The sequence below is a fragment of the Kitasatospora sp. NPDC004531 genome (assembly GCF_053602195.1).
Window position 1 is genome coordinate 76,127 of record NZ_JBSGDD010000012.1, and the last position, 22,891, is coordinate 99,017.

General features: G+C 75.3%; 26 protein-coding genes. 9 read left to right on the forward strand and 17 right to left on the reverse strand.

Translation table 11 applies throughout. From position 1 onward, the window contains the following. Window positions 1-51: 51 nt before the first annotated feature. The gene (locus tag ACWEMJ_RS08320) at window positions 52-1,395 is read left to right on the forward strand and encodes a D-arabinono-1,4-lactone oxidase (protein ID WP_452136173.1); all 1,344 of its coding nucleotides are present in this window, start codon (window positions 52-54) and stop codon (window positions 1,393-1,395) included. Window positions 1,396-1,454: 59 nt separating this feature from the next. Further along, window positions 1,455-1,883, forward strand: a complete 429-nt coding sequence (locus ACWEMJ_RS08325) for a DUF4240 domain-containing protein (protein WP_452136174.1) — start codon at window positions 1,455-1,457, stop codon at window positions 1,881-1,883. Window positions 1,884-1,940: 57 nt separating this feature from the next. Here ACWEMJ_RS08325 and ACWEMJ_RS08330 read toward each other — a convergent pair whose 3' ends face one another. From ACWEMJ_RS08330 to ACWEMJ_RS08340, 3 genes are all read right to left on the reverse strand, one after another. Then, complete coding sequence (locus tag ACWEMJ_RS08330; RefSeq protein WP_452136175.1) at window positions 1,941-2,426, reverse strand: hypothetical protein; 486 nt, start codon at window positions 2,424-2,426, stop codon at window positions 1,941-1,943. Beyond that, the gene (locus ACWEMJ_RS08335; protein ID WP_452136176.1) at window positions 2,423-3,364 is read right to left on the reverse strand and encodes a hypothetical protein; all 942 of its coding nucleotides are present in this window, start codon (window positions 3,362-3,364) and stop codon (window positions 2,423-2,425) included. The genes ACWEMJ_RS08330 and ACWEMJ_RS08335 overlap by 4 nt, the downstream gene beginning before the upstream one ends. 61 nt (window positions 3,365-3,425) lie before the next feature. Then, window positions 3,426-3,797, reverse strand: coding sequence for a VOC family protein (locus ACWEMJ_RS08340; RefSeq protein WP_452136177.1), 372 nt, complete (start codon window positions 3,795-3,797; stop codon window positions 3,426-3,428). Between the two features lie 85 nt (window positions 3,798-3,882). On the opposite strand from ACWEMJ_RS08340, the gene ACWEMJ_RS08345 reads away from it, so the two are divergent. Beyond that, the gene (locus ACWEMJ_RS08345; protein ID WP_452136178.1) at window positions 3,883-4,302 is read left to right on the forward strand and encodes a hypothetical protein; all 420 of its coding nucleotides are present in this window, start codon (window positions 3,883-3,885) and stop codon (window positions 4,300-4,302) included. A gap of 4 nt (window positions 4,303-4,306) precedes the next feature. Here the strand turns inward: ACWEMJ_RS08345 and ACWEMJ_RS08350 are convergent, their stop codons facing one another. Further along, window positions 4,307-4,696 (reverse strand): winged helix-turn-helix transcriptional regulator, encoded by a 390-nt coding sequence (locus ACWEMJ_RS08350; protein WP_452136179.1) that lies wholly within the window; start codon window positions 4,694-4,696, stop codon window positions 4,307-4,309. A 125-nt stretch (window positions 4,697-4,821) separates the two neighbouring features. Between ACWEMJ_RS08350 and ACWEMJ_RS08355 the strand changes: the two genes are divergently transcribed. Beyond that, on the forward strand, window positions 4,822-5,673 hold the full coding sequence (locus ACWEMJ_RS08355) for an NAD(P)H-binding protein (RefSeq protein WP_452136180.1): 852 nt from the start codon (window positions 4,822-4,824) through the stop codon (window positions 5,671-5,673). A gap of 56 nt (window positions 5,674-5,729) precedes the next feature. Here ACWEMJ_RS08355 and ACWEMJ_RS08360 read toward each other — a convergent pair whose 3' ends face one another. Both ACWEMJ_RS08360 and ACWEMJ_RS08365 read right to left on the reverse strand, forming a co-directional pair. Next, window positions 5,730-6,371, reverse strand: coding sequence for a response regulator (locus ACWEMJ_RS08360; RefSeq protein WP_452136181.1), 642 nt, complete (start codon window positions 6,369-6,371; stop codon window positions 5,730-5,732). Next, the gene (locus ACWEMJ_RS08365; protein ID WP_452136182.1) at window positions 6,368-7,759 is read right to left on the reverse strand and encodes a sensor histidine kinase; all 1,392 of its coding nucleotides are present in this window, start codon (window positions 7,757-7,759) and stop codon (window positions 6,368-6,370) included. The genes ACWEMJ_RS08360 and ACWEMJ_RS08365 overlap by 4 nt, the downstream gene beginning before the upstream one ends. A 227-nt stretch (window positions 7,760-7,986) precedes the next feature. Here ACWEMJ_RS08365 and ACWEMJ_RS08370 point away from each other — a divergent pair, with 227 nt between their 5' ends. Together ACWEMJ_RS08370 and ACWEMJ_RS08375 are read left to right on the forward strand one after the other, a co-directional pair. After that, window positions 7,987-8,991 carry an FtsX-like permease family protein gene (locus tag ACWEMJ_RS08370; RefSeq protein ID WP_452136207.1) on the forward strand — a complete coding sequence of 335 codons (1,005 nt, stop codon included), beginning with the start codon at window positions 7,987-7,989 and terminating at the stop codon, window positions 8,989-8,991. Between the two features lie 29 nt (window positions 8,992-9,020). Next, the gene (locus ACWEMJ_RS08375) at window positions 9,021-9,719 is read left to right on the forward strand and encodes an ABC transporter ATP-binding protein (protein ID WP_452136183.1); all 699 of its coding nucleotides are present in this window, start codon (window positions 9,021-9,023) and stop codon (window positions 9,717-9,719) included. Between the two features lie 8 nt (window positions 9,720-9,727). On the opposite strand, the gene ACWEMJ_RS08380 is transcribed toward ACWEMJ_RS08375, so the two are convergent. Then, window positions 9,728-10,342: a PadR family transcriptional regulator gene (locus ACWEMJ_RS08380; RefSeq protein ID WP_452136184.1), complete on the reverse strand. Its 615-nt coding sequence runs from the start codon at window positions 10,340-10,342 to the stop codon at window positions 9,728-9,730. A gap of 105 nt (window positions 10,343-10,447) precedes the next feature. On the opposite strand from ACWEMJ_RS08380, the gene ACWEMJ_RS08385 reads away from it, so the two are divergent. Then, window positions 10,448-10,576, forward strand: a complete 129-nt coding sequence (locus tag ACWEMJ_RS08385; protein WP_452136185.1) for a hypothetical protein — start codon at window positions 10,448-10,450, stop codon at window positions 10,574-10,576. Window positions 10,577-10,637: 61 nt separating this feature from the next. Continuing rightward, the gene (locus tag ACWEMJ_RS08390; RefSeq protein ID WP_452136186.1) at window positions 10,638-12,122 is read left to right on the forward strand and encodes an FAD-dependent oxidoreductase; all 1,485 of its coding nucleotides are present in this window, start codon (window positions 10,638-10,640) and stop codon (window positions 12,120-12,122) included. A 59-nt stretch (window positions 12,123-12,181) separates the two neighbouring features. Here the strand turns inward: ACWEMJ_RS08390 and ACWEMJ_RS08395 are convergent, their stop codons facing one another. After that, window positions 12,182-12,886: an ArsR/SmtB family transcription factor gene (locus tag ACWEMJ_RS08395; RefSeq protein WP_452136187.1), complete on the reverse strand. Its 705-nt coding sequence runs from the start codon at window positions 12,884-12,886 to the stop codon at window positions 12,182-12,184. A gap of 65 nt (window positions 12,887-12,951) precedes the next feature. Between ACWEMJ_RS08395 and ACWEMJ_RS08400 the strand changes: the two genes are divergently transcribed. Then, window positions 12,952-13,608: a flavin reductase family protein gene (locus ACWEMJ_RS08400; RefSeq protein WP_452136188.1), complete on the forward strand. Its 657-nt coding sequence runs from the start codon at window positions 12,952-12,954 to the stop codon at window positions 13,606-13,608. Between the two features lie 4 nt (window positions 13,609-13,612). On the opposite strand, the gene ACWEMJ_RS08405 is transcribed toward ACWEMJ_RS08400, so the two are convergent. The 9 genes from ACWEMJ_RS08405 to ACWEMJ_RS08445 all read right to left on the reverse strand — a co-directional run bounded on the left by ACWEMJ_RS08405 (window position 13,613) and on the right by ACWEMJ_RS08445 (window position 22,805). Beyond that, window positions 13,613-14,293: a GntR family transcriptional regulator gene (locus ACWEMJ_RS08405; RefSeq protein WP_452136189.1), complete on the reverse strand. Its 681-nt coding sequence runs from the start codon at window positions 14,291-14,293 to the stop codon at window positions 13,613-13,615. A gap of 41 nt (window positions 14,294-14,334) precedes the next feature. After that, window positions 14,335-15,264 carry an ornithine cyclodeaminase family protein gene (locus ACWEMJ_RS08410; RefSeq protein WP_452136190.1) on the reverse strand — a complete coding sequence of 310 codons (930 nt, stop codon included), beginning with the start codon at window positions 15,262-15,264 and terminating at the stop codon, window positions 14,335-14,337. Then, window positions 15,261-16,268 (reverse strand): proline racemase family protein, encoded by a 1,008-nt coding sequence (locus ACWEMJ_RS08415; protein WP_452136191.1) that lies wholly within the window; start codon window positions 16,266-16,268, stop codon window positions 15,261-15,263. Before ACWEMJ_RS08415 ends, ACWEMJ_RS08410 begins: the two co-directional genes overlap by 4 nt. Window positions 16,269-16,377: 109 nt before the next feature. Then, a complete protein-coding gene (locus ACWEMJ_RS08420; protein WP_452136192.1) occupies window positions 16,378-17,760 on the reverse strand; it encodes an aldehyde dehydrogenase family protein in 1,383 nt (460 codons plus the stop codon). Between the two features lie 31 nt (window positions 17,761-17,791). After that, window positions 17,792-18,799 carry a proline racemase family protein gene (locus tag ACWEMJ_RS08425; RefSeq protein ID WP_452136193.1) on the reverse strand — a complete coding sequence of 336 codons (1,008 nt, stop codon included), beginning with the start codon at window positions 18,797-18,799 and terminating at the stop codon, window positions 17,792-17,794. Window positions 18,800-18,883: 84 nt separating this feature from the next. Next, window positions 18,884-19,747, reverse strand: coding sequence for a dihydrodipicolinate synthase family protein (locus tag ACWEMJ_RS08430; RefSeq protein WP_452136208.1), 864 nt, complete (start codon window positions 19,745-19,747; stop codon window positions 18,884-18,886). A gap of 142 nt (window positions 19,748-19,889) precedes the next feature. Then, on the reverse strand, window positions 19,890-21,266 hold the full coding sequence (locus ACWEMJ_RS08435) for an FAD/NAD(P)-dependent oxidoreductase (RefSeq protein WP_452136194.1): 1,377 nt from the start codon (window positions 21,264-21,266) through the stop codon (window positions 19,890-19,892). Further along, entirely contained in the window at window positions 21,247-21,555 is a 309-nt protein-coding gene (locus ACWEMJ_RS08440; protein ID WP_452136195.1) for a (2Fe-2S)-binding protein, read from the reverse strand. Before ACWEMJ_RS08440 ends, ACWEMJ_RS08435 begins: the two co-directional genes overlap by 20 nt. 35 nt (window positions 21,556-21,590) lie before the next feature. Continuing rightward, complete coding sequence (locus ACWEMJ_RS08445) at window positions 21,591-22,805, reverse strand: NAD(P)/FAD-dependent oxidoreductase (RefSeq protein ID WP_452136196.1); 1,215 nt, start codon at window positions 22,803-22,805, stop codon at window positions 21,591-21,593. Window positions 22,806-22,891: the final 86 nt, after the last annotated feature.

Here is a 22,891-nt window from a genome sequence, read left to right on the forward strand (position 1 = left end):
GGGCGTCCGCAGCACGCTTCCGTCCATCAACGAGCCGAGAGGACACCGGAGATGACGCCGGACACCACGCCCGGGTGGCGCAACTGGGCAGGCAACGAGCAGGCGCGGCCGGTGCGGGTGGCGCACCCCCGGGACGCGCAGGAGGTCGCCGCCGCGATCACCGCCGCCGTGCGGGACGGGCACCGGGTCAAGGCCGTCGGCGCCGGGCACTCGTTCAGCCCGGCCGCCGTCGCCCCGGGCGTCCAGCTGCGGATGGACGCCCTGGACCGGCTGGTGTCCGCGGACCGGGCGACCGGCCTGGTGACCGTCGGCGCGGGCATGCCGCTGTGGAAGCTGAACCCGCTGCTGGCCGAGCACGGGCTGGCGATGGAGATCCTCGGCGACATCGACCGGCAGACCGTCTCCGGCGCGATCTCGACCGGCACGCACGGCTCCGGGGTGCGCTTCGGCGGCCTCGCCACCCAGTTGCGCGCGCTCCAACTCGCCCTGGCCGACGGCACTTTGGTCCGCTGCTCGGCGACCGAGCGGCCGGAGCTGTTCGCCGCCGCCCGGGTCGGCCTGGGAGCGCTCGGCGTGATCACCGAGGTGACGCTCCAGTGCGTGCCGCTGTACGCCCTGCACGCCCGGGACAGCGCCGTCCCGGTCGCCGAGGTGCTCGCCGGGCTGCCCGAACTCGCCGAATCCGCCGACCACTTCGAGTTCTTCTGGTTCCCGCACAGCACGACCGCGCTGACCCGCCGCTTCACCCGGCTGCCCGGCGAGACGCCGCTGCGCCCGATCCCCGCGCTCACCCGCCGGCTCGACGCGGCCCTGAACGGCCCCGCCTTCGAGGCGATGTGCCGGATCGGCACCCGCTTCCCGGCCACCGTCCGCCCGATCGCCCGTTTCGCCGCGAAGGCGATGTCCGCCCGCGAGTGGACCGACCTGTCCTACCGGGTCTTCGCCTCGCCGCGCGAAGTCCGCTTCCTGGAAGGCGAGTTCGCCATACCGAGGGAGCACGCCACCGAGGCGCTGCGGGAGATCCACCGCTGGATCGACCGCCACGACGAGCGGGTGTCCTTCCCCCTGGAGGTCCGGTTCGTCGCCGCCGACGACATCTGGCTGTCCACCGCCCACGGACGCGAGAACTGCTACATCGCCTTCCACCAGTACCACCGGATGCCCCACCGCCGGTACTTCGAGGCCTGCGAACGGATCCTCGCCGACTTCGGCGGCCGCCCGCACTGGGGAAAGGTCCACAACCTCGACGCGGCGGCCCTGCGCCCCCGCTACGAGCGCTACGACGACTTCACCGCCCTGCGCGACACCCTCGACCCCACCGGCCTGTTCGCCAACCCCTACCTCGACCGCGTCCTCGGCCTCGCCCCCGACGCCACCCCCACCGCACTCGACTGACCCCGCCGGGCACCGGCGCCGGCGCAGGGCTGTCAGACCCCTGCCCCATGCTCTGCGGCATGAACGAAGACGCCTTCTGGCAGCTCATCGAGGACTGCACGCCCGCGGAGGACGACCCTGACGCCGTGCTCCTCGCAGCCGCCCTGACCGAGCGGCTTGCCCGGTCCCCGCTGTCCCTGGTGATCGGCTTCGCCGAACAGCTGTCCTGGGCGCTCCACCGGCTGGACCGCAAGGAGTACGGCCACGACCTGTCCGACGACGCCTTCCTCTACACCCGCGCCGCGATTGTCGCCGCAGGCCGCACCGTGTTCGACAGCGTCCTGCAGTCCCCCGCGGCCTTCACCCCCTACGCCACGGACCTCATCTGGGCCGAACCGATCCTCTACGCACCGGACGAGGCGTACAGGCGCATCACCGGCGAGGAGTGGGACCGCGACACCCGCTACTCCTACGAGACCCGCTCGAACACGGAAGGCTGGGCCGACTGAGGCGTGCACCGGAGGAGCCCGACCTGCTCGCGGAGTCGCAGGAGAGCACCCGCCCCCTCACCACCCGTCTGCCGCCAGCGCCGCCGCAGCAGCCCGCACCTCGGCCTCCCACGCCGCGAGATCCTCGGGCGTCCACTGCCCGATGCAGCAGTCGCAGTACGGGGCCAGCGCGTCGAACAGCACCGCCTCCGCCCGGCCCTCGCCGCACGACAGCTCCCGGCGCCCCACCGCTTCGGCGAACTCCCCTGTCGTCAAACGCCCCTCCCCCAGCCGAGCGGCCAGCTCGTGCAGCAGCCACCGCTCGCCGTCCACCGCCTCCGGAAACGCCACGCCGAACTCGTCCAGCACCTGCCGCAGCAGCGGCTCCAGGTCGGACGCCGACTCCCGCCGTCCCCGTCCGGCCAGGTCGTACAGCGCCGCCGACTCGTACCCCTCGGCCACCAACTCCGCAGCGGCCATCGGCAGTTCACCGGCGACCAGCTCCCCCGCCCGATACCGCAGCGCGACCACCCGCACCCGTTCCGGCGACAGCACCCCGCTCACCGCCCGTCCGCCGACAGCGCCGCCGCAACGGCCCGCACCTCGGCCTCCCACGCCGCGAGCGACTCCGGCTGCCCGACACCGACCTGCTCGACGAGGCACTGCTCGCAGCAGCCCTCCATCACCGCCCGGCGGAACCTCAACTCCGGCTCACCGTTCGGGATTTCCAGCCCGGCGACAGCCGTCACCAGGTCGGGCAGGCCGATCGCCCCGGCACCGAGGCGGGCGGCGAGTTGGCGCAGCGCCCACCCCGCCGACTCCTCCGACTCCGTTTCCCGCATGCCGAGTTCGTCGAGCGCCCGGTGCCACAGCTGCTCCAACTCGTCGCCCCGCTCCCGACCGCCGCACCCGGCCAGCTCCACCAGCGCCGGCGATTCGTGGCCTTCGGCCAGCAACTCCGCAGCTGCCATGGGCAGTTCACCGGCAGCCACCCACTCGGCCCGATACCGCAGCGCGACCACCCGCACCGGCTCCGCCGACAGCGCGGCCGCAGCGGCCCGCACCTTCGCCTCCCAGCCCGCGAGCACCTCCGACGGGCCCGCGTCGATCAGCTCGGCGACACACCACTGGCAGCAGCCCTCCACCACGACCCGGACGAACAACGCCGCCGCTTCCTCGACCGCGCACTCCAACCCGCCGACAACCGCGACCACTTCGGGCAGTTCGACCGTTCCGGAGACCACCCGCGCGGCAACGTCGCGCAGCACCCAGCGCTCCACCTCGTCCAACTCGGGCTCCACCACGCCGAGTTCGCCGAGCGCCCGGTGCCACAGCTGCTCCAGCTCGTCGCCCCGCTCCCGACCGCCGCACCCGGCAAGCTCCACCAGCGCCGGCGACGTGTCGTACCCGTCGGCCAGCAACTCGGCCGCGGCCGTCGGCAGTTGCTCGGGCCAGATCTGCCCGGCGGCCCGACGCATCACCATCACCCGCAATGTCTCCATGCCGCGCAGCCTGCCAGCGCTGCCGCCGCCCCCACCAGCGGTTTTCCGCGCGAACGGCGGGTCAGGCGTGGCTGGTGTCGATCACGCAGAAGCGGTTCCCCTCGGTGTCGGCGAGGACGACGAAGTCCGGGTCCTCGGGGTAGCGGTCCCAGTCGACGTGCTGCGCGCCGAGCGCCAACAGCCGTTCGATCTCGGCGGCCTGCTCGGCGGCGTCCCGCGCGTACAGGTCCAGGTGGACGCGCGGATGCTCCTGCACGGGCGTCTCACTGAGCCCGAGCGCGACCTGGACGCCCGCTCCCCCGGCGGCCGGCACCAGCACCACCCAGTCCTCCCGCCCCGCCTCCCTGGGCACGTACCCGAGCGCCCCCGTCCAGAACGCCGTCGCCCGCGCCACGTCCGCGACGCCCAACACCACCGACCCCACAGTCACCATGCGCCCGATTCTCGCGCACCGCAGGGCACCGTCAAGCACCGCCCGGGCGGCGGGCGTTGTGGGCGGCGAATGGCAGCATCGTCCGATGAGCACCATCATCGACTTCTTCGCCGCACCGAACGACGCCGCTGCCGGCGAAGCCCAACTCGTGGGCCCGGCAAAGGCGTTCGCCTCCGTCTCGTTCGGCGGGTTCGACCCGGAGGAGGCCGTGGTCGAGTGGGAGGAGCTGTTGACCGGCAACAGCGCGGGCGAGCCCCGCGTCGTCGCCGACCAGGACGACGACGGCGGCTGCTTCGTCTTCGCCCTCCCGCCCCGCCTTACCGCCGCCCTCGCGGACGCCGAACCCGTCGCCCTGCGCTCCGCCGCCACCGCCTGGACCCGACTGCGCGCGGCGGACGGCGAGAGCATCGATGCGGCCGTCGCGACCGCGATCCTGGAGGATCTCGCCGCCCTCGCCACCGGCGCCGGGCAGTTCGGGCACCGCCTCTACTGCCGCGTCGCGTAGCGAACTACCGAGCCGCCTCGTCGTACTCGCCCCGCGCCCGCTCGACCTCGTCGAGGTGCGTCGCGGCCCACTGGGCGAGGTGGACGAACAGCGGGGCCAGGCTGCGGCCGAGTTCGCTGATCTCGTACTCGACGCGCGGCGGCACTTCCGCGTGGTACGTCCGCACGAGCATGCCGTCGCGTTCCAACTGCCGCAGCCGCTGCGTCAGGACCTTCGCCGTGATGCCGCCGATCCGCCGTTCCAGTTCGACGAAGCGCTGCCGGCCGTGCGTGTGCAGGGTCCACAGGATCGGCGTGGTCCACCGGCTGAACACGATGTCCACCACCGCGCTGGTGGGGCAGGCGAGTTCGGGGTCGGTCGCGGCGGCCGACGCCCAGTCGGTCTCGGTGGCCACACGCACTCCACGGGTAGTCGCTTTCCTCTAGGTACCTACTGTATCGGCCTTGTTAGCGTCCTCCTGCGGCCCGGCGAGGAACCCCGGGCGAGGCATCAACCACACCGCAACCAACGGGAGTTGACATGATCGTAGTGACGGGCGCGACCGGCAACGTGGGCGGTTCGCTGGTGCGGACCCTGGCGGCGGCCGGCGCGCCGACCACCGCCACGTCCCGGCACCTGACGGCAGCCGACGTCCCCGACCAAGTGGCCCACCACCGCACGGACTTGGCCGATCCGACAACGCTCCGGACGGTGTTCGACGGTGCCGACGCGCTGTTCCTGCAGAACGGCGGCCCGAGCGCCCACCTGCTGGACCCGCACGCGATCCTGGGCGTCGCAAAGGCCGCCGGGATCACCCGCGTCGTCCTGCTGTCCTCGCTCGGCGTGGTGACCCGGCCCGACTCGCAGTCGCACGGGGTGATCGGCCTGGCCTTCGAGGACGCCGTACGGCAGTCGGGCCTGGCGTGGACGATCCTGCGCCCGGGCGCCTTCCACTCCAACGCGTACGCCTGGGCCGAGTCGGTCCGCACCACCCGCACCGTCGCCGCGCCGTTCGCCGACGTCGCCCTGCCGTCCGTGGACCCGGACGACATCGCCGAGGTGGCCGCCCTCGCACTCGGCACGGGCAGCGCCGACCACGCCGGCCGGACCTATCGGCTGACCGGCCCGGCCGCTGTCACGCCCCGCCGGCAGGCGGCCGACCTCGCCGAGGCCCTCGGCGAGCCCGTCCGGTTCGTCGAGCTGACCCGGGACGAGGCGCGGACACACCTGCTCCGACTCATGCCGGAGCCCGTCGCGGAGACCACCCTGAGCATCCTCGGCGAGCCCACCCCGGCCGAACAGCACGTCAGCCCGGACGTCGAACACCTGCTCGGCCGCGCCCCGCGCACCTTCGCCGACTGGGCCCGGCCCCACCTCGCCGCATTCCGGTAGGCGCCGGGCACCGCACACCCGCCACCGCACGCCCGCCACCGCTCACCCGGCGGCGCTCACCCTGCGGCGCGGATCAGCCCCGCCGCCAGTCCCGCCGCCACGGCCGAGGTGCGCGAATCGACGCCGAGCTTGTCGTAGATGTGCACCAGGTGCGTCTTGACGGTGGCTTCGCTGATGAACAGCCGCTTGGAGATCTGCCGGTTGGGGAGCCCCTCGGCGAGCAGTTGCAGGATCTCCGCCTCGCGCGGCGACAGCGTGGGACGGCCCGCCCGCACCCGGCCGAGCAGGCGGGCGGCGACCGGCGGGGCGAGCACCGTCTCGCCGCGGGCGGTGGCGTGGATCGCTGCCGCGAGGTCCTCCGGCGGGGCGTCCTTGAGCAGGTAGCCGGTGGCCCCGGCCTCGACGGCGGCGAGGATGTCGGCGTCGGTGGAGTAGGTGGTGAGGACCAGCACGGCCGGCGGGTCGGGCAGCGCGGTGACCCGCCGGGTGGCCTCGACCCCGTGCATGCCCGTGCCCATCTGCAGGTCCATCAGCACCACGTGCGGCCGCTGTCCGGCCGGCAGCGCGGCCAGCAGGTCGAGCGCGGCGGCCCCGTCCGCGGCCTCGCCGACGGCGGTCACGTCCGGCAGGTCGTCGACCATCGCCCGCAGCCCGCGCCGCACCACCGGGTGGTCGTCCACCACCAGCACCCGGATCACCGCCGCACCCCCACCAGCCGCAGCCCGACCCGCAGCGCACCACCGGAACCGCCACCGGCCCCACCGCCCGGCCGCCTCCGATCCCCCTCCTCCACCGACGCCGAACCCGACGCCGACCCCGAAGCCGACCCCGAAGCCGCCTCCACCGCCGATGGGGCCGATGGGACCGAGGCCGGCGGTTCGATCGCCCGCAGCGGCAGCGTCGCGGCGACGGCCGTCCCCTCCCCCGGGGTGGACTCGACGGTCAGCGTGCCGCCGAGCGCGGCGATGCGCTCGTGCATGCCGTGCAGCCCGAACGAGCCGGGCGCGGGCGCGGTGGCCGGGTCGAACCCGGTGCCGTCGTCGTAGACGTCCAGGGTGACGGCGTCGTCGAGGTAGGAGAGGGTGACGGCCACGTGCTGGGCGGCGGCGTGCCGGACGGCGTTGGCGAGGGCCTCCTGGGTGAGGCGCAGCAGGGCGACCTCGGCCTCGACGGGCAGCGGGTAGGGCTCGCCGTCGAGGTGGAAGGCGGCGTCGGCGCCGTCGGTGAGGCGGCGCAGCGCGTCGGCGAGGGTGGTGTCGTCGAGCGCGGGCGGGGTGAGGGCGTGGACGAAGCGGCGGGCCTCGGCGAGGTTCGCGGACGCCAGTTGTTCGATCTCGCGCAGGATCGGGCCGGTGTCGGCGGGCGGGGAGGCGTCCGGGGGGCCGCCGGCTTCGCGGGCGAGCAGCACGATGCCGGACAGGCCCTGGGCGAGGGTGTCGTGGATCTCCCGGGCCAGGCGCTGGCGTTCGGCGAGCCGGCCGGCCTCACGCTGGCTGGCGGCGAGTTCGCCGCGGGTGCGGACCAGGTCGTCGATGAGCTGCTGCCGGGCGCGGCTCTCCCGGTAGAGGGCGGCGTAGCCGTAGGCGGTGAGCAGGGCGACGACCGCGCCGGCGAGCGGGCCGAGCACCTTGGCGGTGGTGAGGCCGCCGGGGGTGGTGGCCTGGGCGGCGATGACGGCGGCGGTCAGCGCGGCGACGGCGGGCAGCGACCAGCGCGGCGGCAGGACGTGCAGGCAGATGAAGTACAGCGGGAACGCGAGGTAGCTGAACTCGGGGTGGTGCAGGGTGAGTTCGATCCACAGCAGGGCGACCGCGAGCAGCCAGGCGCTGCCCAGGGCGCGTGATTCCCGTACCTGCCGCAGGACGCCGCCGGCGGCGTACGCGGCGGCGAGTGCCCCGGCGCAGGCCCAGCCGGCCGCGTCGAGTGCGCCGTCGGCGGCGGCGCGGATCAGGAGCACGGCGAGCAGCGTGAAGAACAGGCCGTGCACGGCGAGGTTGGCCAGGCGCAGCGCGGGCGTCGGGCCGACGGGCGAGCGGTGCGGTGGGGGCTGCGGCCGGGGCGGCTGGGGCGGTTCGGTACGGGGCACGCTGCCCGAGGGTACGGGGCGCGGGCGGCGGGTCGGAGCGGCACGGCATCAACCGTTCGATGGATTTTCGGGTGCACCGCTCGGACGGTGCACAGTCCGTCGTTCCCCTGATGGCAGGGCGGGCGGAAACCGGGAGGGTGGAGTGGTCTCGTCCGCTGTCCGTCGGAAGGTTTCCCGTGTTCGTCGCTTTGCGTGACATCCGTTTCGCCCGTGGGCGGTTCGCCCTGATGGGTGCGGTGGTCACTCTGATCACGACCCTGGTGGTGTTCCTCTACGGGTTGACCGGCGGGCTGGCCTCGGCCGCGTCCTCGGCGGTGGCCGAACTCCCGGTGGACGGCGTGGTGTTCGGCGCGCCGGCGGGCGGGGAGCCGGAGGTGTCGTTCGCGTCCAGCACGGTGTCGTCGGCGCAGCAGGAGCGGGTCGCGGCCGCGCCGGGCGTCGGTGCGGTGCATCCGCTGGGCGTGGCGATGACGCGGTTGACGGCGCCGGACGGCGCGGCCTCGGTGAGCGTGCTGGGCACCGACGCGGCGCTGCTGCCGCCGCTGTCGGCGGGCGCGGCCCCGAAGGACGGCGAGGTGGCGGTGGGCTCGGACACCGCCTCCGCGCACCATCTCTCCCCGGGCAGCCAAGTGACGTTGGGCGCGCAGAAGTTGACGGTCAGCGCGGTCACCGCGGAGCGTTCCCTGTCGCACGCCCCGACGGTGTGGACCACGCCGGGGACGTGGCAGCAGGTCTCCGGCCAGAAGCAGCCGACGGCGCTGGCGGTGCGCGGCACCCCGCACGACCTGCCGGCCGATCTGACGGCGGTCTCCCGGGGCGACGCGCTGGCGGGCATCAACGGGTACGCGGCCGAGCAGGGCAGCCTGCAGCTGATCCAGGGCTTCCTGTTCGCGGTCAGCGCCTTGGTGGTGGGCGCGTTCTTCACGGTGTGGACGGTGCAGCGCCGCCCCGACATCGCGGTGCTGAAGGCGGTCGGCGCCTCCAGCGGCTACCTGGTGCGCGATGCGCTCGCCCAGGCCGCGGCGGTGCTGCTGGCGGGTTCGCTGCTCGGCGGCGCGGTGGGTGCGGCCGGCGGGGCGTTCGCCTCGGCGTCGGTGCCGTTCGACGTGGGCGTGGCGACGGTCGCGGTGCCGGTCGGCGCGATGGTGCTGCTGGGGCTGCTGGGTGCGGCGCTGGCGGTGCGCCGGATCACCGCCGTGGATCCGCTCGCCGCCCTCGGCGCCAACCGCTGACCCGCCACGACCTCCGAAAGGCCCTCGCCATGACCACCACCACCGCCGTCCGCACCGGTCTCGCCCTGCGCGACGTCACCCTCACCTACCCTGACGGCGAGAGCCGCCTCACCGCCCTCGACTCCGTCGAACTGACCGTCGCGCCGGGCGAGTTCACGGCCGTCGCGGGCCCGTCCGGCTCCGGCAAGTCGAGCCTGCTGGCCGTCGCGGCGACGCTGCTGCGCCCCGACAGCGGCCAGGTCCTCATCGACGGGGTGGACGCGGGCGCGCTCGGCGAGCGGGAGCGGACGGCGCTGCGCCGCGACCGCCTGGGCATCGTCTTCCAGCAGTCGAACCTGCTGGCCTCGCTCACCGCCGTCGAACAGCTCCTGGTGCTGGAGTCGGTACGCGGCCGCCGCCCGGCCAAGTCCCGCCGCCGCGCCGAGGAGTTGCTCGACTCGGTGGGCCTGTCCGGCCCCAAGCAGCAGCGCCGCCCGCACCAGCTGTCCGGCGGCGAGCGCCAGCGGGTGAACATCGCCCGCGCCCTGTTCGGCGAGCCGTCCGTACTGCTGGTCGACGAGCCGACCTCCGCGCTCGACCACGAGCGCGGCGCGCAGGTCGTGGCCCTGCTCGCCGACATCACCCGCACCCACCGCACCGCCACCGTCATGGTCACCCACGACCGCGACCTGCTCACCCGCGCCGACCACGTCCTCGTCATGCAGGACGGCCGCCTGACGGCGCAGTAGGCCGCCGGTCAGTCCTTCTGCTCGTCGGCCTGCGCGATCGCGATCAGCTCCTCGGTGCGCCAGGCGAGGCGGCCCGTGCGGAGGTCGGCGAGGACGGACTCCAGCCAGTCGCCCTCGGCCGCGGCGAGGGCGCGGGCGTACTCGTTCTCCAGCAGCGCGACCCGGGGGACGCCGAACGCCGCGCTGTCGGCGAGCACGCGCTGCTGGGCGTCCTGGCCGGCCCGCACCTCGGCGAGGCGGGCGGTGAGGGCCTGTTCGATCTCCTCCGGTGCGAGCAGCATCAGGTTGGCGAGGGCCGCCGGGAACTCGGGGAACTCCGGCCGGGGCCGGCGCAGCATCTCCAGCAGCCAGCCGCGGGTGGTCGCGCGCCCGGCGTCGGTGATCTCGTAGACGGTGCGCTCCGGGTACTGCTGGTCGCGCCCGGTCTCGCGGACGGCGATCAGCCCGGCCGCCAGCAGCCGGTCGATCGCCCGGTAGAGGCTGGTGCGCTGGCCGACGTTGACCACCTGGTCCTTGCCCCACTCCTTGAGCAGCCGCTGCATCCCGTACGGGTGCAGCGGCTTGAAGTGCAGCAGGGACAGCACGGTGAGCTGGACCGGCGAGCTCCTGGGGGCGCTACTCATGATCCGGATACTACTCCCGACGTCACTAGTTGCACTGGCACTAGTTGCAGTGCAACCATTGGCGTGCCGACAGGAAGTCGGCCCCGCAGAAGGGGGTCATCCGCCATGAGCACCGCCACCCGCACCGCCACCGAACGCATCCACGTCGACCACGCCACCGCCGAGCGCCTGGGCCACTGGACCACCGCCGACCGCGTCGAGCTCACGGCCCGCAGCGGATCGGTCCTCCTGTGACCTGCGCTCCCCCGCCCTGCTCGCCGACCTGGAGGTCCGCGTCGACCTGCGGCGCGCCGTGGTGAAGCTGCTGGTGCCCGAGGGCGCCGTCGTCGACCACCGGGACGTCGCCCGCCCCGCCCGCGGCCGGGTGAAGGACGCCCAGGGGCCCGCCGGCACTCCCGCCGGCCCCCGGATCCGGCTGGTCGGCACCGTCGGCGCCGGCGAGGTGCGCGTGCGGCGCGGCGGCGTCGCCGTCCTCTCCGCGATGTGCTCCCGCGCGTACCTGGCGGACGTCCGCCGGGCCCACCGCACCGGCGCCGCGACCACCGTCGACGACCCGGCCCGGGTCCGAGCCCGAAGGAGCACGGAGATGGCAGCGAAGATCAAGAACGCCCTGGTCGTCGGCGGCGGCGTGGCCGGCCCGGTCACCGCGATGGCGCTGCGGCAGGCGGGCATCGAGGCCACCGTGTACGAGGCCCACCGGGGCACCGCCGAGGGCGTCGGCGCCGCGCTCGGCCTGGCGCCCAACGGCCTCGCCGCACTGGACGCGATCGGCGCCGGCGACCTGGTCCGGCGGCTCGGCGACCCGATGAACTCGATCGTGCTGCAGAGCTGGACCGGCCGCCGGCTCGCCGAGATCGGCAGCCCCGACACGCTGGAGCCCACCCGGCTGGTCATGCGCAGCGACCTCTACCGGGCGCTGTACGCCGAGGCCCACCGCCGGGGCGTCCGGATCGAGCACGGCAAGCGGCTGACGGGGGTCGAGGAGGACGCGGACGCCGTCACCGCCCGGTTCGCCGACGGCACCACCGCCACCGGCGAGCTGCTGATCGGCGCCGACGGCATCCGTTCCACCGTCCGCACCCTGATCGACCCGGCCGCTCCCCGGCCGCGCTACGCCGGGCTGCAGGGCTTCGGCGCCGTCGGCACCGAGGCCGGCCTGGTGCCGGACACCGGCGGGACGATGGTGATGACCTTCGGCAAGCGGGCCTTCTTCGGGCTCCAGGTGATCGGCGGCAACGCCGTCTGGTTCGTCAACCTGCCGCACCCCGAGCCCCTGACGCTCGCCGAGGCGGTCGACCGTGGAGCCGAACGGTGGCTTGAGGTACTGGCCGAGGCCTGCGCCGACGACCGCACCCCGGCGCTGGAGCTGATCCGCCGCACCGACCCGGCCGAGTTGCTGATCACCGGCCCGATGGAGAACATGCCCCGGGTGCCGCACTGGAGCCGCGGCCGGCTGGTGCTGACCGGCGACGCGGCCCACGCCCCGTCCTCCAGCTCCGGCCAGGGCGCCTCGCTGGCGGTCGAGAGCGCGGTCGAACTCGCCCGCTGCCTGCGCGACCTGCCCCTGCCGGCGGCCCTCGCCCGGTTCGAGGAGCTCCGCCGCCCCCGCGTCGAACAGATCATCAAGCAGGCCGAACGCACCAACAGCAGCAAGGCGGCCGGCCCCGTCGGCCGGGTGCTGCGCGACGCCCTGCTGCCGGTCGCCATGAAGCTGACGAACCAGGAGAAACTCTCCCGCCCGCTGCACCACCGCATCGACTGGCCCGCCCCGGCCGCCTGACCCCCACCCGGCAGCGGCCTCACCGCACCCCGGCCGCCTGCCCCCACCCGGCGGCCGCCTCACCGCACCCCGTCCTCCCACCGCACCCCGAGCAGCTCGCGCAGCGCCCGCTCCCCCGTCGCCGTCACCCGCACCGCCCGGCTGTCCGGCCGCCGCTCGACCCAGCCCTGCGCCACCGCGTGCGCGCACAGCGCCGCCCCGACCGCGCCGGCCAGGTGCGGGCGGCGTTCGGTGAAGTCCAGGCAGGCCCGGACGGCGGCGCGGCGGCCGGGAGCGACGGCGACCCGGGCGGCTGCCAGCCAGTCGGCGCCGGCGGGGGTGAGGGCGAGGCCGTGGCGGTCGTCGAGCAGCCCGCGGGCCGTCATCGCCTCGGTGACGGTGACGCCGAGCACCCCGGCGAGGTGGTCGTAGCAGGTCCGGGCCCGGGCCAGCTCGCCGTCCCGCCGCACGGCCCGCAGCGAGCTCGCCGTCTCGCGCGGCCCGCCGCCGAACTGCGCCAGCACCTCGACCAGTTCGGCGGCGGCGGGCCCGGCGAGCCGCACGTAGCGGTGGCGGCCCTGGCGTTCCTCGGCGAGCAGCCCGGCGGCGACCAGGCGGTGGAGGTGGCCGGTGGCGGTGGGGGCGGCGACCCGCGCGTGCCGGGCGAGCTCACCGGCCGTCCAGGCCCGGCCGTCCAGCAGGGCCAGGCAGATCGCGGCCCTGGTCGGGTCGGCGAGCAGGGCGGCGGTGGCGGCGAGCCGGCGGGCGCTGAGCGGGGTGTCCACCCGACCATGGTGCCGCGCGGACGTTTCGGCGCGCACCGAAGCGTCCCCGCCCTACCGTCGCCCCCATGAACGACGACCGCACCACCCACCGCACCATCGAGCCGCACGTCCTGTACTTCGGCACCCCGGTGGTCCTGCTGAGCACGATCGACGCCGTCGGCGCGGTCAACCTCGCGCCGATCTCCTCCGCCTGGGCCCTGGACCGCACGGTGGTGCTCGGCCTCGGCCCGGACGGCCGGACCGCCCGCAACCTCGCCGCCCGCCCCGAGCTGGTGGTCAACGTCCCCGGCCCGTCGCTGTGGCGGCAGGTCGAGCGCCTCGGCGCCACCACCGGCCGCCCGGACGCGCCGCACTTCGTCCGCGACAAGTTCGCCCACGCCGGCCTGACGGCGCAGCGCGCGGAGCTGGTCGCGCCGCCCCGGGTCGCCGAGTGCCCGCTCCAGCTGGAGGCCCGGGTCGCGGACCTGCGGCCGGACGCCACGGGCGAGTTCCTGCTCGTCGAGGTGCACGTGCTGCGGGTGCACGCGGCCGGGGCGATCACCGTGCCCGGCACCGACTACGTGGAGCCGGCCGCGTGGAGCCCGCTGGTCTACAACTTCCGCCACTACTTCGGGCTGGGCCCGGAACTCGGCCACTCCGCCCGCAGCCGCACGCCCCGCCTCCCCGCACAGCCCGCACAGCCCGTGCAGCCCGTGCAGCCCGCGCAGCCCGTCGGCGGGTAGTCCGTCAGCGACCGGCCGGGCCCTCGCCGACCGCCCACAGGTGTCGGATGTGGCCGAGGTGGCGGGTCATGCACTCCTCGGCGGCCTTGGCGTCGCCGGTGAGCAGCACGTCCAGCAGTTCCAGGTGCTCCTCGGCGGAGGAGACCAGCTCGCCGCGCTGGTCGAGCCGGTTGAGGCCGTACAGGCGGGAGCGCTTGCGCAGGTCGCCGACGGTCTCGACCAGGCGGGCGTTGCCGGCCAGGGCCAGCAGGTCGAGGTGGAACTTCCGGTCGGCCTCCAGGTAGCCGATCAGGTCGTGCTTGCGGGCGGCCGCGACGATCGCCTCGGCCTGCGGGCGCAGCGCCTCCAGCTGCTCGGCGGTGGCGGTGCGGGCGACCCGGCCCACGGTCGGGACCTCGATCAGGGCGCGGATCTCGGTGAACTCGTCGAGGTCGCGCTCGCTGAGTTCGGTGACCCGGAAGCCCTTGTTGCGGACGGCCTCGACCAGGCCCTCGCGGGCCAGGTCGAGCATCGCCTCGCGGACGGGGGTGGCGGAGACCCCGAAGTCGGCGGCCAGCGCGGGCGCCGAGTAGACCACGCCGGGGCGCAGTTCGCCGGAGATCAGGGCCGCGCGCAGGGCGTGGGCGACCTGGTCGCGCAGCCGCTCCTGGACGGAGATGAGGTTGCGGGGCTTCAGGTCGGACATGGCGTTCCTCCGGGGTTTCAACAGAGCCCCATTGTACAATGTCACGTTGCGTAGAGTGAACGGGTCGATCCGCTTCCACTCGGCCCCGCGAGCTCGTACTGCGCCGCCGCCACCGCCAGATCCTGCCAGGCCATGCCGACGCTCTTGAAGAACCTCGGCCGATCATGACGGACAACTGCCGTCCCGGTCACCAGTTCTGACAGATTCGCCATCCGGTCCTCCGCCGCCCCGGCCATCAGCAGGTCCCCGGCCTCCCGCCGGGCCACCTCCCGCGCCTCCACGAACAGCCCGGCGCGGTCCACCAGTCGGGCGTCCACCTCGCGGGCGTCGGGCTCGTGCGAGCCGACCGCCGCGACCACCGCGCCGTCCGGCACCAGCGCCCCGTCGAACAGCGGGGTGCGGGCCGTGGTGCAGCACACCACGACGTCCGCCGCCGCCACCGCCGAGGGGCCGCCGAGGGACGCCTCAAGGCCCAACTCGCCTGCGTACCGCACCAGTTCGGCCGCCGGTCCGGGGCGGCGCGCCACCACCGTCACCCGTTCCAGCGGCAGCACCGCATGCGCCGCCGCGACGTGCCCGAACGCCTGCGGCCCGGCGCCGAACACCACCAGGTGCGCGGCTCGCGGCCCCGCCAGCGCGCGCAGCGCGAGCGCCGTCACGGCGGGCGTGCGCAACGCGGTGAGCGCCGCCCCGTCCAGCAGCGCCAGCGGTTGCAGCGTCGGCCCGTCCAGCAGCAGGTAGCTGCCGGTGATCCGGGGCAGCCCGGCCGCCGGGTTGGCGGGCGCGACCCCGGCGATCTTCACGCCCGCGTAGGCGCCGGCGGCGGCGGGCATCAGCAGCAGCTCCCCCGCCGGCACCGGGACGGCGGACCGCGGCGGGCAGCTCTCCACGTCCAGCCCGGCCAGCAGCGTCCGCTCCAGCGCGTCGACGGCCGCCAGGTGGTCGAGCGTCAACTCCAGCGCCGCGGTCACAGCAGGAACCCCGCGCCCAGCGTGTCGTCCCCGTCCAGCACGAACCGGTGCTCGCCGGTCCGGTGCGCCGCGCCGGTGACCTCGGTGACCACGCCGCCCGGCCCGTGCTCGCGGACCCGCCCGGTGAACACCGTGCCGATGACCGAGTCGTGCCGCAGCACCCGCTCCGGCCCGAGCACCCCGTCCTGCGCGAGCAGCGCCAGCCGCGCGGACGTCCCCGACCCGCACGGCGAGCGGTCGATCTGCCCGTCCGCGAACACCGTCACGTTCCGCTGGTGCGGCCCCGACGGCAGATCGGGCAGCTCGTCGTACAGGATGACGCCGTAGACGCCGTCCCGGTGCTGCGCCAGCGCCGGATGCCCCTCCAGCGCGGCCCTGATCTCCCGCCCGGCGGCGGTCAGCCCGGCCAGCTGCTCCGGGACGACCGACAGGCCGACCGCGGCCGCCGGCAGCGAGGCGTACACCGCCCCCGAGTGCGCCAGGTCCACCGTCAACACCCCACGGGAGGTGGCGAGTTCCACCTTCCGGGCGAGCACCTCGGTCGGCACGTTGCGGAACGTCACGGCCGTGGTCCGGCCGCCCCGCCGGTGCACCCGCGCGCTCACCCGGCCCGACGGCACGTCGATCCGCACCAGCGCCGTCCCGTCGTCCGGCGCCGCCACCCGGCCGCTGTCCACCGCCCACGCGCCGAGCGCCATCGTCCCGTGCCCGCAGGCCGTCGAGTACCCGTCCTTGTGCCAGAACAGCACCCCGAAGTCCGCCTCCCCGTCGTCCGCCGGCACGACGAACCCGCCGTACATCCCGGCGTGCCCGCGCGGCTCCCGGCTCAGCAGCCGCCGCACGTCGTCCAGCGCGCTGCGCCGCGGCGAGGTCGCCGTCCCGCCCGCCCCGATGGCGATCGCCCGCCGCTCGGCGACGGTGTCGCCCGGCACGGGCGGCAGGCCCCCGGTGACGATCCGGAAGGGCTCACCGGCGGTGTGATAGTCGGTGGTGGTGATGTTCATCAATACTCCACGGCGGTACGCACGCTGACAGTGGACAGATAGAACGGACGGACGGACAGACGCCGCACGGGACACGGGCCCCCGCACCCGCGCCCCGAAAAGCGCCGCCTCAGTACTCCGCGGCCGGCAGCACGCTCACCGTCCGCGACGCCGTGTAGAAGTCCAGCACCGCCTGCCCCTGCTCGCGCGCCCCGTACGACGCGGCCTTCGCCCCGCCGAACGGCAGGTGGTAGTCCACCCCGCTGGACGGCGCGTTGACCCGCACCATCCCGGCGTCCAGCCGGTCCGCGGCGGCCAGCGCCACGTCCAGGCTGCGCGAGTGCACCGAGGTCGACAGGCTGTGCCGGGTGGCGTTCGCCAGCGCGATCGCCTCCTCCAGGTCGGCGGCCCGCAGCAGCACCGCCACCGGCCCGAAGAACTCCTCGGTGGCCAGCGGGTGTTCGCCCGGCACCTCGGCGAGCAGCGTCGGCTCCAGGTACCAGCCGGGCCGCTCCTCGTCCCGCCGGCCGCCGGCCAGCACCGTCGCCCCGGCGGCCCGCGCGCCGTCGATCGCGTCGGTCAGCCGCTCCAGCGCCTGCCGGTTGATCACCGGCCCGCACACCGTGCCGGCCAGCGCCGGTTCGGCGGGCGCCAGCTCGCCCAGCGCCTTCACCAGCGCCTCGGCCAGCGGCTCGTACGCGTCGCCCACCGCGATCACCCGGCTGGTCGCCGTGCACTTCTGCCCCGCGTAGCCGGCGATCGCCGACGCCAGGTGCGCGGCCGCCTGCGCGATGTCCGCGTCCGGCAGCACCAGCGCCGCGTTCAGGCCGCCCATCTCGGCCTGCACGGGCACGCCCCGCCCGGCCGCCGCCGCGACCACCTGCCGCCCGACGCCGGTGGAGCCGGTGAACGAGACCAGGTCCGTCCCCCCGACCAGCGCCGCCCCTTCCTCCCCGCCGCCGGGGACGACCGTCAGCACCCCGTCCGGCAGCCCGGCCAGCTCCGCCAGGCGCAGCGCGCACGCCGTCGCCTCGGGCGCGGGCTTGAGCACCACCGTGTTGCCGACGGCGAGCGCCGGCGCGGCCTTCCAGGTGGGGATCGCCAGCGGGAAGTTCCACGGCGTCACCAGCCCGGCGACGCCGTACGGCCGGCGGCGCGTCAGCAGCAGGCCCTGCCCGGCGGCCGGCTCGTGCACCTCGCCGGACGCGGCGAACGGCGCCTGCGCGTAGTAGCGCCAGATCGCGACCGTCCGCGCCACCTCGCCGCGCGCCTCCGCGACGGGCTTGCCGACCTCCCGCACCGTCAGCGCGACGAGCTCCTCGGCCGCGGCCTCCACGGCCGCCGCGGCCCGCCCGAGCGCCGCCGACCGCCCGGCCGCGCCGAGCGCCCACCACTGCCGTTGCGCGACCCGCGCCCGCGCGATCGCCTCCTCGACTCCGGCCGCCCCCACGGCGGTTGCCGAGACGACCAGGTCGGCGGGGTCGGCGGGGTTGTACGAGTCGATGGTGCTCACGATCACAAAGCCTTTCGTCGGGGAGGAACAGCTAGAGCAGGAACCCGGCCGGGAACGGGTCCGTCGGGTCGAGGAAGTACTGCGCCGTCCCGGTCAGCCAGGCCCGCCCGGTGACGGTCGGCACGACGGCGGGCCGGCCGGCCACGGTGGTCTCCTCCACCAGGCGGCCCACGAACGTCGTACCCAGGAACGAGTCGTTGCGGAAGTCCGCCCCGAGTCCGAGTTCGCCGCGCGCGTGCAGCTGCGCCATCCGCGCCGAGGTCCCCGTCCCGCAGGGCGAGCGGTCGAACCAGCCGGGGTGGATGGCCATCGCGTGCCGCGAGTGGGCGGCGTCCGAGCCGGGGGCGAGCAGTTGGACGTGGTGGCAGCCGTGGATGGTCGGGTCCTCGGGGTGGACGGGGCGGTGCTCCTCGGAGCCGTTGATCGCGTCCATCATGGCGAGCCCGGCGGCCAGGATCTCGTCCTTGCGCTCCCGTTCGAACGGCAGCCCGAACTGCTCCAGCGGCAGGATCGCGTAGAAGTTGCCGCCGTACGCCAGGTCGTACGTCACCGTCCCGTACCCGGGCACGTCGAGCTTGCGGTCCAGCGCCACCGAGAACGAGGCGACGTTGCGGATGGTGACGCCGACGGCCGCCCCGTCGCGCACCTGGACCTCGGCGACGACCAGCCCGGCGGGCGTGTCGAGCCGCACCGTGGTGACGGGCTCCACCACCGGCACCATCCCGGTCTCGACCAGCACGGTGGCGACGCCGATCGTGCCGTGCCCGCACATCGGCAGCAGCCCCGACACCTCGATGTACAGCACGCCGAAGTCGGCGTCCGGCCGGGTCGGCGGCTGCAGGATCGCGCCGCTCATCGCAGCGTGCCCGCGCGGCTCGTACATCAGCAGGGTGCGGAAGTGGTCCAGGTGCTGCTGGAAGTGGGCGCGCCGCTCGGCCATGGTGGCGCCGGGAATCGTGCCGAAGCCGCCGGTGATCACCCGGGTGGGCATGCCCTCGGTGTGCGAGTCGACGGCGTGGAAGACGTGACGGGTCCGCATCGCGGTGTTCCCTCCTGACGGCTGGTGGCCGGCCCGGGCCTCGCAAACCCCCGAGGCCCGGGCCGGAGCTTGGACGGGGCGTCCCTACTTGTGGCCCTCGGCGAGCGCCTTTTCGGTGGCGGCCCGCACCGCCGCGTCGATCTCCGGGCGCAGCGGCAGCCGGGGCGCGCGGGTGGGTCCGCCGGTGCGGCCGGCCAGGTCCATGGAGAGCTTGATGGCCTGGACGAACTCGGTCTTGGAGTCCCAGCGCAGCAGCGGGTGCAGCGACTTGTAGAGCGGCAGCGCGGTGGCCAGGTCGCCGGCCACGGCGGCGTGGTACAGCTCGGCGCTGGTGGCGGGCAGCGCGTTGGGGTAGCCGGCGATCCAGCCGACGGCGCCCGCGATCGCGAGTTCCAGCAGGACGTCGTCGGCGCCGATCAGCAGGTCGAGCCCGGGGGCGAGTTCGGCGATCTCGTAGGCGCGCCGCACGTCGCCGGAGAACTCCTTGACGGCGACGATGTGCCCGGCCGCGTGCAGCTCGGCGAGCAGCGCGGGGACGAGGTCGACCTTGGTGTCGATCGGGTTGTTGTAGGCGACGATCGGCACGCCGGCGGCGGCGACCTCGGCGTAGTGGGCGCGGACGGCGTCGTGGTCGGCGCGGTAGGCGTTGGGCGGCAGCAGCAGCACGGAGCCGGCGCCGGCCTCGGCGGCCTGCTCGGCCCAGCGGCGGGATTCGGCGCTGCCGTAGGCGGCGACGCCGGGCATCACGCGCGAGCCCTCGCCGGCGGCCTCGACGGCGGTGGTGACGACCTTGGCGCGCTCCTCGGGGGTGAGGGTCTGGTACTCGCCGAGCGAGCCGTTGGGGACGACGCCGTCGCAGCCGTTGTCGATCAGCCAGCGGACGTGCTCGGCGTAGGCGTCGTAGTCGACGCTGCCGTTCTCGCGGAACGGCAGGGTGGTGGCGACCATGATGCCGCGCCAGGGGCGGGCGGGGTCGTGGGCGGTGCGCGTCACGGGAATCTCCCTCGATATGATGTGTGACATTTTACAAATCCTCGACGGTGGCGCAAGACCCCGCCGAGCCGTTCGCAAGAAGCTTCGACGGCCCGCGCTACTCGGCCAGTTCGGCCAGCGGCACCGGGCACGACAGCGGCCGGCTGTCCGGCCGTCCGACCGGCCCGCCGGACAGGCAGGCCACCGCGGGCCCGCACATCCGGCCCTGGCACCAGCCCATCCCTGCCCGGGTGAGCAGCTTGACGGTGCGCGCGTCGGTCGCGCCGAGCTCGGTGACGGCCTCCCGCACGGCCCGCGCCGGGACTTCCTCGCACCGGCAGACGTCGGTGTCGTCGGTCACCCAGCCCGTCCAGTCCGGTCCGGGCGCGTGCGCGGCGGCCATCAGCGCGGCGAACGCCCGCCGCGTGCGGCGGGTGCGCAGCTCCCGGACGGGAGCCGCCCGCCCGGCCACCGAGTGCGCGGCGAGCACGCCCTCGGCGAGCGCCAGGTCGGCCCCGCCGACGCCGCAGGTCTCCCCCGCCGCCCACAGCCCGGGTACGCTGGTGCGCTGCTGCGCGTCCACCCGCAGCGCGGCGGTGCCGTCGGCGGTGGTGACGGTCGCGGCGCCGAGTTCGACGGCCAGGTCGATCTGCGGGACGAGGCCGTGGCCCACCGCGAGCGCGTCGCAGTCGATCCGCCGCTCCGTTCCGGGCACCGGCTTCCAGCGGGCGTCCAGCCGCGCCACCGTGACGCCGGTGATCCGGTCCTCGCCGTGCACCGCCACGACGGCGGCCCGGCGCCGCAGCCGCACCCCGTGCCGGGCCAGCCGCGCCGCGTGATCGGCGCCCTCGACCAGCTTGCCGGGGTTGCCCGCCAGCACCGACAGCCCCCGGGCGTACCCGAGGTACCCGCTCGCCTCCACGATCAGCGGCACCCGCGCCCCGGCGGCGGCCAGCGAGGACGCCGCGGCCAGCAGCAGCGGCCCGCTGCCCGCCACCACGATCCGCCGCCCCGGCAGCACCAGCCCCGACTTCAGCATCGCCTGCGCCCCGCCGGCCGTCACCACCCCGGGCAACGTCCAGCCGGGGAACGGCAGTTGACGCTCGTAGGCGCCCGTCGCCAGCAGCAGGGCGCGGGCCGTGACGGTGGTCCGGCCGCCGTCCCGCGCCCCACGCGTCGCGTGCAGGGTCCAGTCCTCGGCGCGCTCCACCGCCCACACCTGGTGCTCGGCGAGGTGGTCGACCAGCGCCGTCGTGCCCAGCCGCTCCCGCAGCCGCTCGAACGCCGCCCACCCGTGGTGCAGCTTCTCCGGGCGCGCCGCGCCGAGCTCGGGCGCGGGGTGCCGGTAGTACTGCCCGCCGAGCCGCGCACCCGCGTCCAGCAGGGCCACCCGCAGGCCGAGCCCGGCCGCCGCGTCGGCCGCCGCCAGCCCGGCCGGGCCCGCGCCGATCACCGCGAGGTCGTACCGCACCCGCTCAGACCGCGAGATCGCCATGACCGTGCCCTTCCTGCGTCGCCACCACATCGCCGTCCGCGGCCGGCACCAGGCACAGCCGCTGATTGGGCCGCCCATTGACGGTCGCCAGGCAGTCGAAGCACTGCCCGATCCCGCAGAACGCCCCGCGCGGCCGCCCACCCACCCGGGTGGTCCGCCACGCCAGCACGCCGTCCGCCCACAGCGCCGCCGCGAGCGTCTGCCCGGGCAGCGCGGGCACCGGCCGCCCGTCGAACAGAAAGCTCCGCGCGGGGCCGGGCTCGGCCCCCACCAGTTCGAGCGGATCCACGCTCACACCTCTCTCACCACGCCGCACCACCGCACTCACCGCTCCCCCGAGGCCGAAGCCGATCCCGAAGCCGACCCCGAAGCGCCCGCATCCGAAGCGCCCGCCTCTGCCCCCTCGAACCGCTCCGGCCGGAACGGCGCCAGGCCGAGCTCCGGCTCCGCGCCCACCAGCTGCCGGCTGATCAGCAGCCCGGTCGCCGGCGCCAGCCCGATCCCCGCCCCCTCGTGCCCGCACGCGTGGTACAGCCCGGGCACCCGGGCGTCCGCGCCGATCGCGGGCAGATGGTCCGGCAGGTACGGCCGGAAGCCCCGGTAGGCACGCTGCACGGCCACCGTCCCCAGCACCGGGAACAGCTCCACCGCCTGCCGGGCCAGGCGCCGCAGCACCTCGACCCGCAGCGTCCGGTCGAACCCGACCCGCTCCCGGCTCGCCCCGATCAGCACCGGCCCGGCCGGCGTCCCCTCGACCACCGCCGAGGACTGCAGGTCCGCCGACCCCGAGGCGACGTCCGCGACGTAGTCGGCGGCGTACACCTTGCGGCGCACCACGCGCGGCAGCGGCTCCGTCACCAGCACGAACCCGCGCCTGGGCAGCACCGGCAGCCGCACCCCGGCCAGCTCCGCCAGCGCCCCGCCCCACGTCCCGGCGGCGTTCACGACCGCGCCCGCCGCCAGCTCCCGGCGCTCCGTCACCACCCCCGTGACGGCGCCGCCCGGCCCGCGCCGCACCGCGGTGACGGCCTCCCCGAGGTACCGCTCGGCCCCGGACGCGTGCAGCAGCCGGGCCGCCGCCAGCGCGGGCTGGACCTGCGCGTCCTGCGGGTACAGCACGCCGCCCGGCAGCCCCTCGGCCAGGTGCGGCTCCAGCGCGCGCAGCTCCTCGCCGCCGACCGCCACGGCCTCCACCCCGGCCGCCCGCTGCTTCGCGGCGAAGCCGTTCAGGGCCGCCAGCCCGCCCGCCGTCGAGGCGACCACCAGGCCGCCCTTGGGCTCGTACTCGACCTGCTCGCCGAACTCCCCGGCCAGCTCCCGCCACAGCACGGTGGACAGCAGCGCCAGCTCCAGCTCCGGCCCGGGCTCCTTGTCCGAGACCAGCAGGTTGCCCTCGCCGGCCCCGGTCGTCCCGCCCGCCACCGGCCCGCGGTCGACCACGGCGACCCGCAGTCCGGCCCGCGCCGCGTAGTAGGCGCAGGCCGCGCCGACCACGCCGGCGCCGACCACCACCACGTCGTAGGAAGTTCGTCTCGACACATCAGTAATATGTCACATGTTCAGAAGTACCGACAAGCCCCCGCAGACGCCGAAACGGCCCCGGACCAGCAGGTCCGGGGCCGTTC

Coding starts and splice junctions, on each gene's coding strand:
- ACWEMJ_RS08400 (WP_452136188.1), top strand. CDS start 12,952: ATGAACGACGACCGCACCACCCACCGCACCATCGAGCCGCACGTCCTG.
- ACWEMJ_RS08375 (WP_452136183.1), top strand. CDS start 9,021: ATGACCACCACCACCGCCGTCCGCACCGGTCTCGCCCTGCGCGACGTC.
- ACWEMJ_RS08370 (WP_452136207.1), top strand. CDS start 7,987: ATGGGTGCGGTGGTCACTCTGATCACGACCCTGGTGGTGTTCCTCTAC.
- ACWEMJ_RS08405 (WP_452136189.1), bottom strand. CDS start 14,293: ATGTCCGACCTGAAGCCCCGCAACCTCATCTCCGTCCAGGAGCGGCTG.
- ACWEMJ_RS08355 (WP_452136180.1), top strand. CDS start 4,822: ATGATCGTAGTGACGGGCGCGACCGGCAACGTGGGCGGTTCGCTGGTG.
- ACWEMJ_RS08335 (WP_452136176.1), bottom strand. CDS start 3,364: ATGGAGACATTGCGGGTGATGGTGATGCGTCGGGCCGCCGGGCAGATC.
- ACWEMJ_RS08340 (WP_452136177.1), bottom strand. CDS start 3,797: ATGGTGACTGTGGGGTCGGTGGTGTTGGGCGTCGCGGACGTGGCGCGG.
- ACWEMJ_RS08385 (WP_452136185.1), top strand. CDS start 10,448: ATGAGCACCGCCACCCGCACCGCCACCGAACGCATCCACGTCGACCAC.
- ACWEMJ_RS08380 (WP_452136184.1), bottom strand. CDS start 10,342: ATGAGTAGCGCCCCCAGGAGCTCGCCGGTCCAGCTCACCGTGCTGTCC.
- ACWEMJ_RS08430 (WP_452136208.1), bottom strand. CDS start 19,747: ATGGTCGCCACCACCCTGCCGTTCCGCGAGAACGGCAGCGTCGACTAC.
- ACWEMJ_RS08320 (WP_452136173.1), top strand. CDS start 52: ATGACGCCGGACACCACGCCCGGGTGGCGCAACTGGGCAGGCAACGAG.
- ACWEMJ_RS08325 (WP_452136174.1), top strand. CDS start 1,455: ATGAACGAAGACGCCTTCTGGCAGCTCATCGAGGACTGCACGCCCGCG.
- ACWEMJ_RS08425 (WP_452136193.1), bottom strand. CDS start 18,799: ATGCGGACCCGTCACGTCTTCCACGCCGTCGACTCGCACACCGAGGGC.
- ACWEMJ_RS08435 (WP_452136194.1), bottom strand. CDS start 21,266: ATGGCGATCTCGCGGTCTGAGCGGGTGCGGTACGACCTCGCGGTGATC.
- ACWEMJ_RS08415 (WP_452136191.1), bottom strand. CDS start 16,268: ATGAACATCACCACCACCGACTATCACACCGCCGGTGAGCCCTTCCGG.
- ACWEMJ_RS08345 (WP_452136178.1), top strand. CDS start 3,883: ATGAGCACCATCATCGACTTCTTCGCCGCACCGAACGACGCCGCTGCC.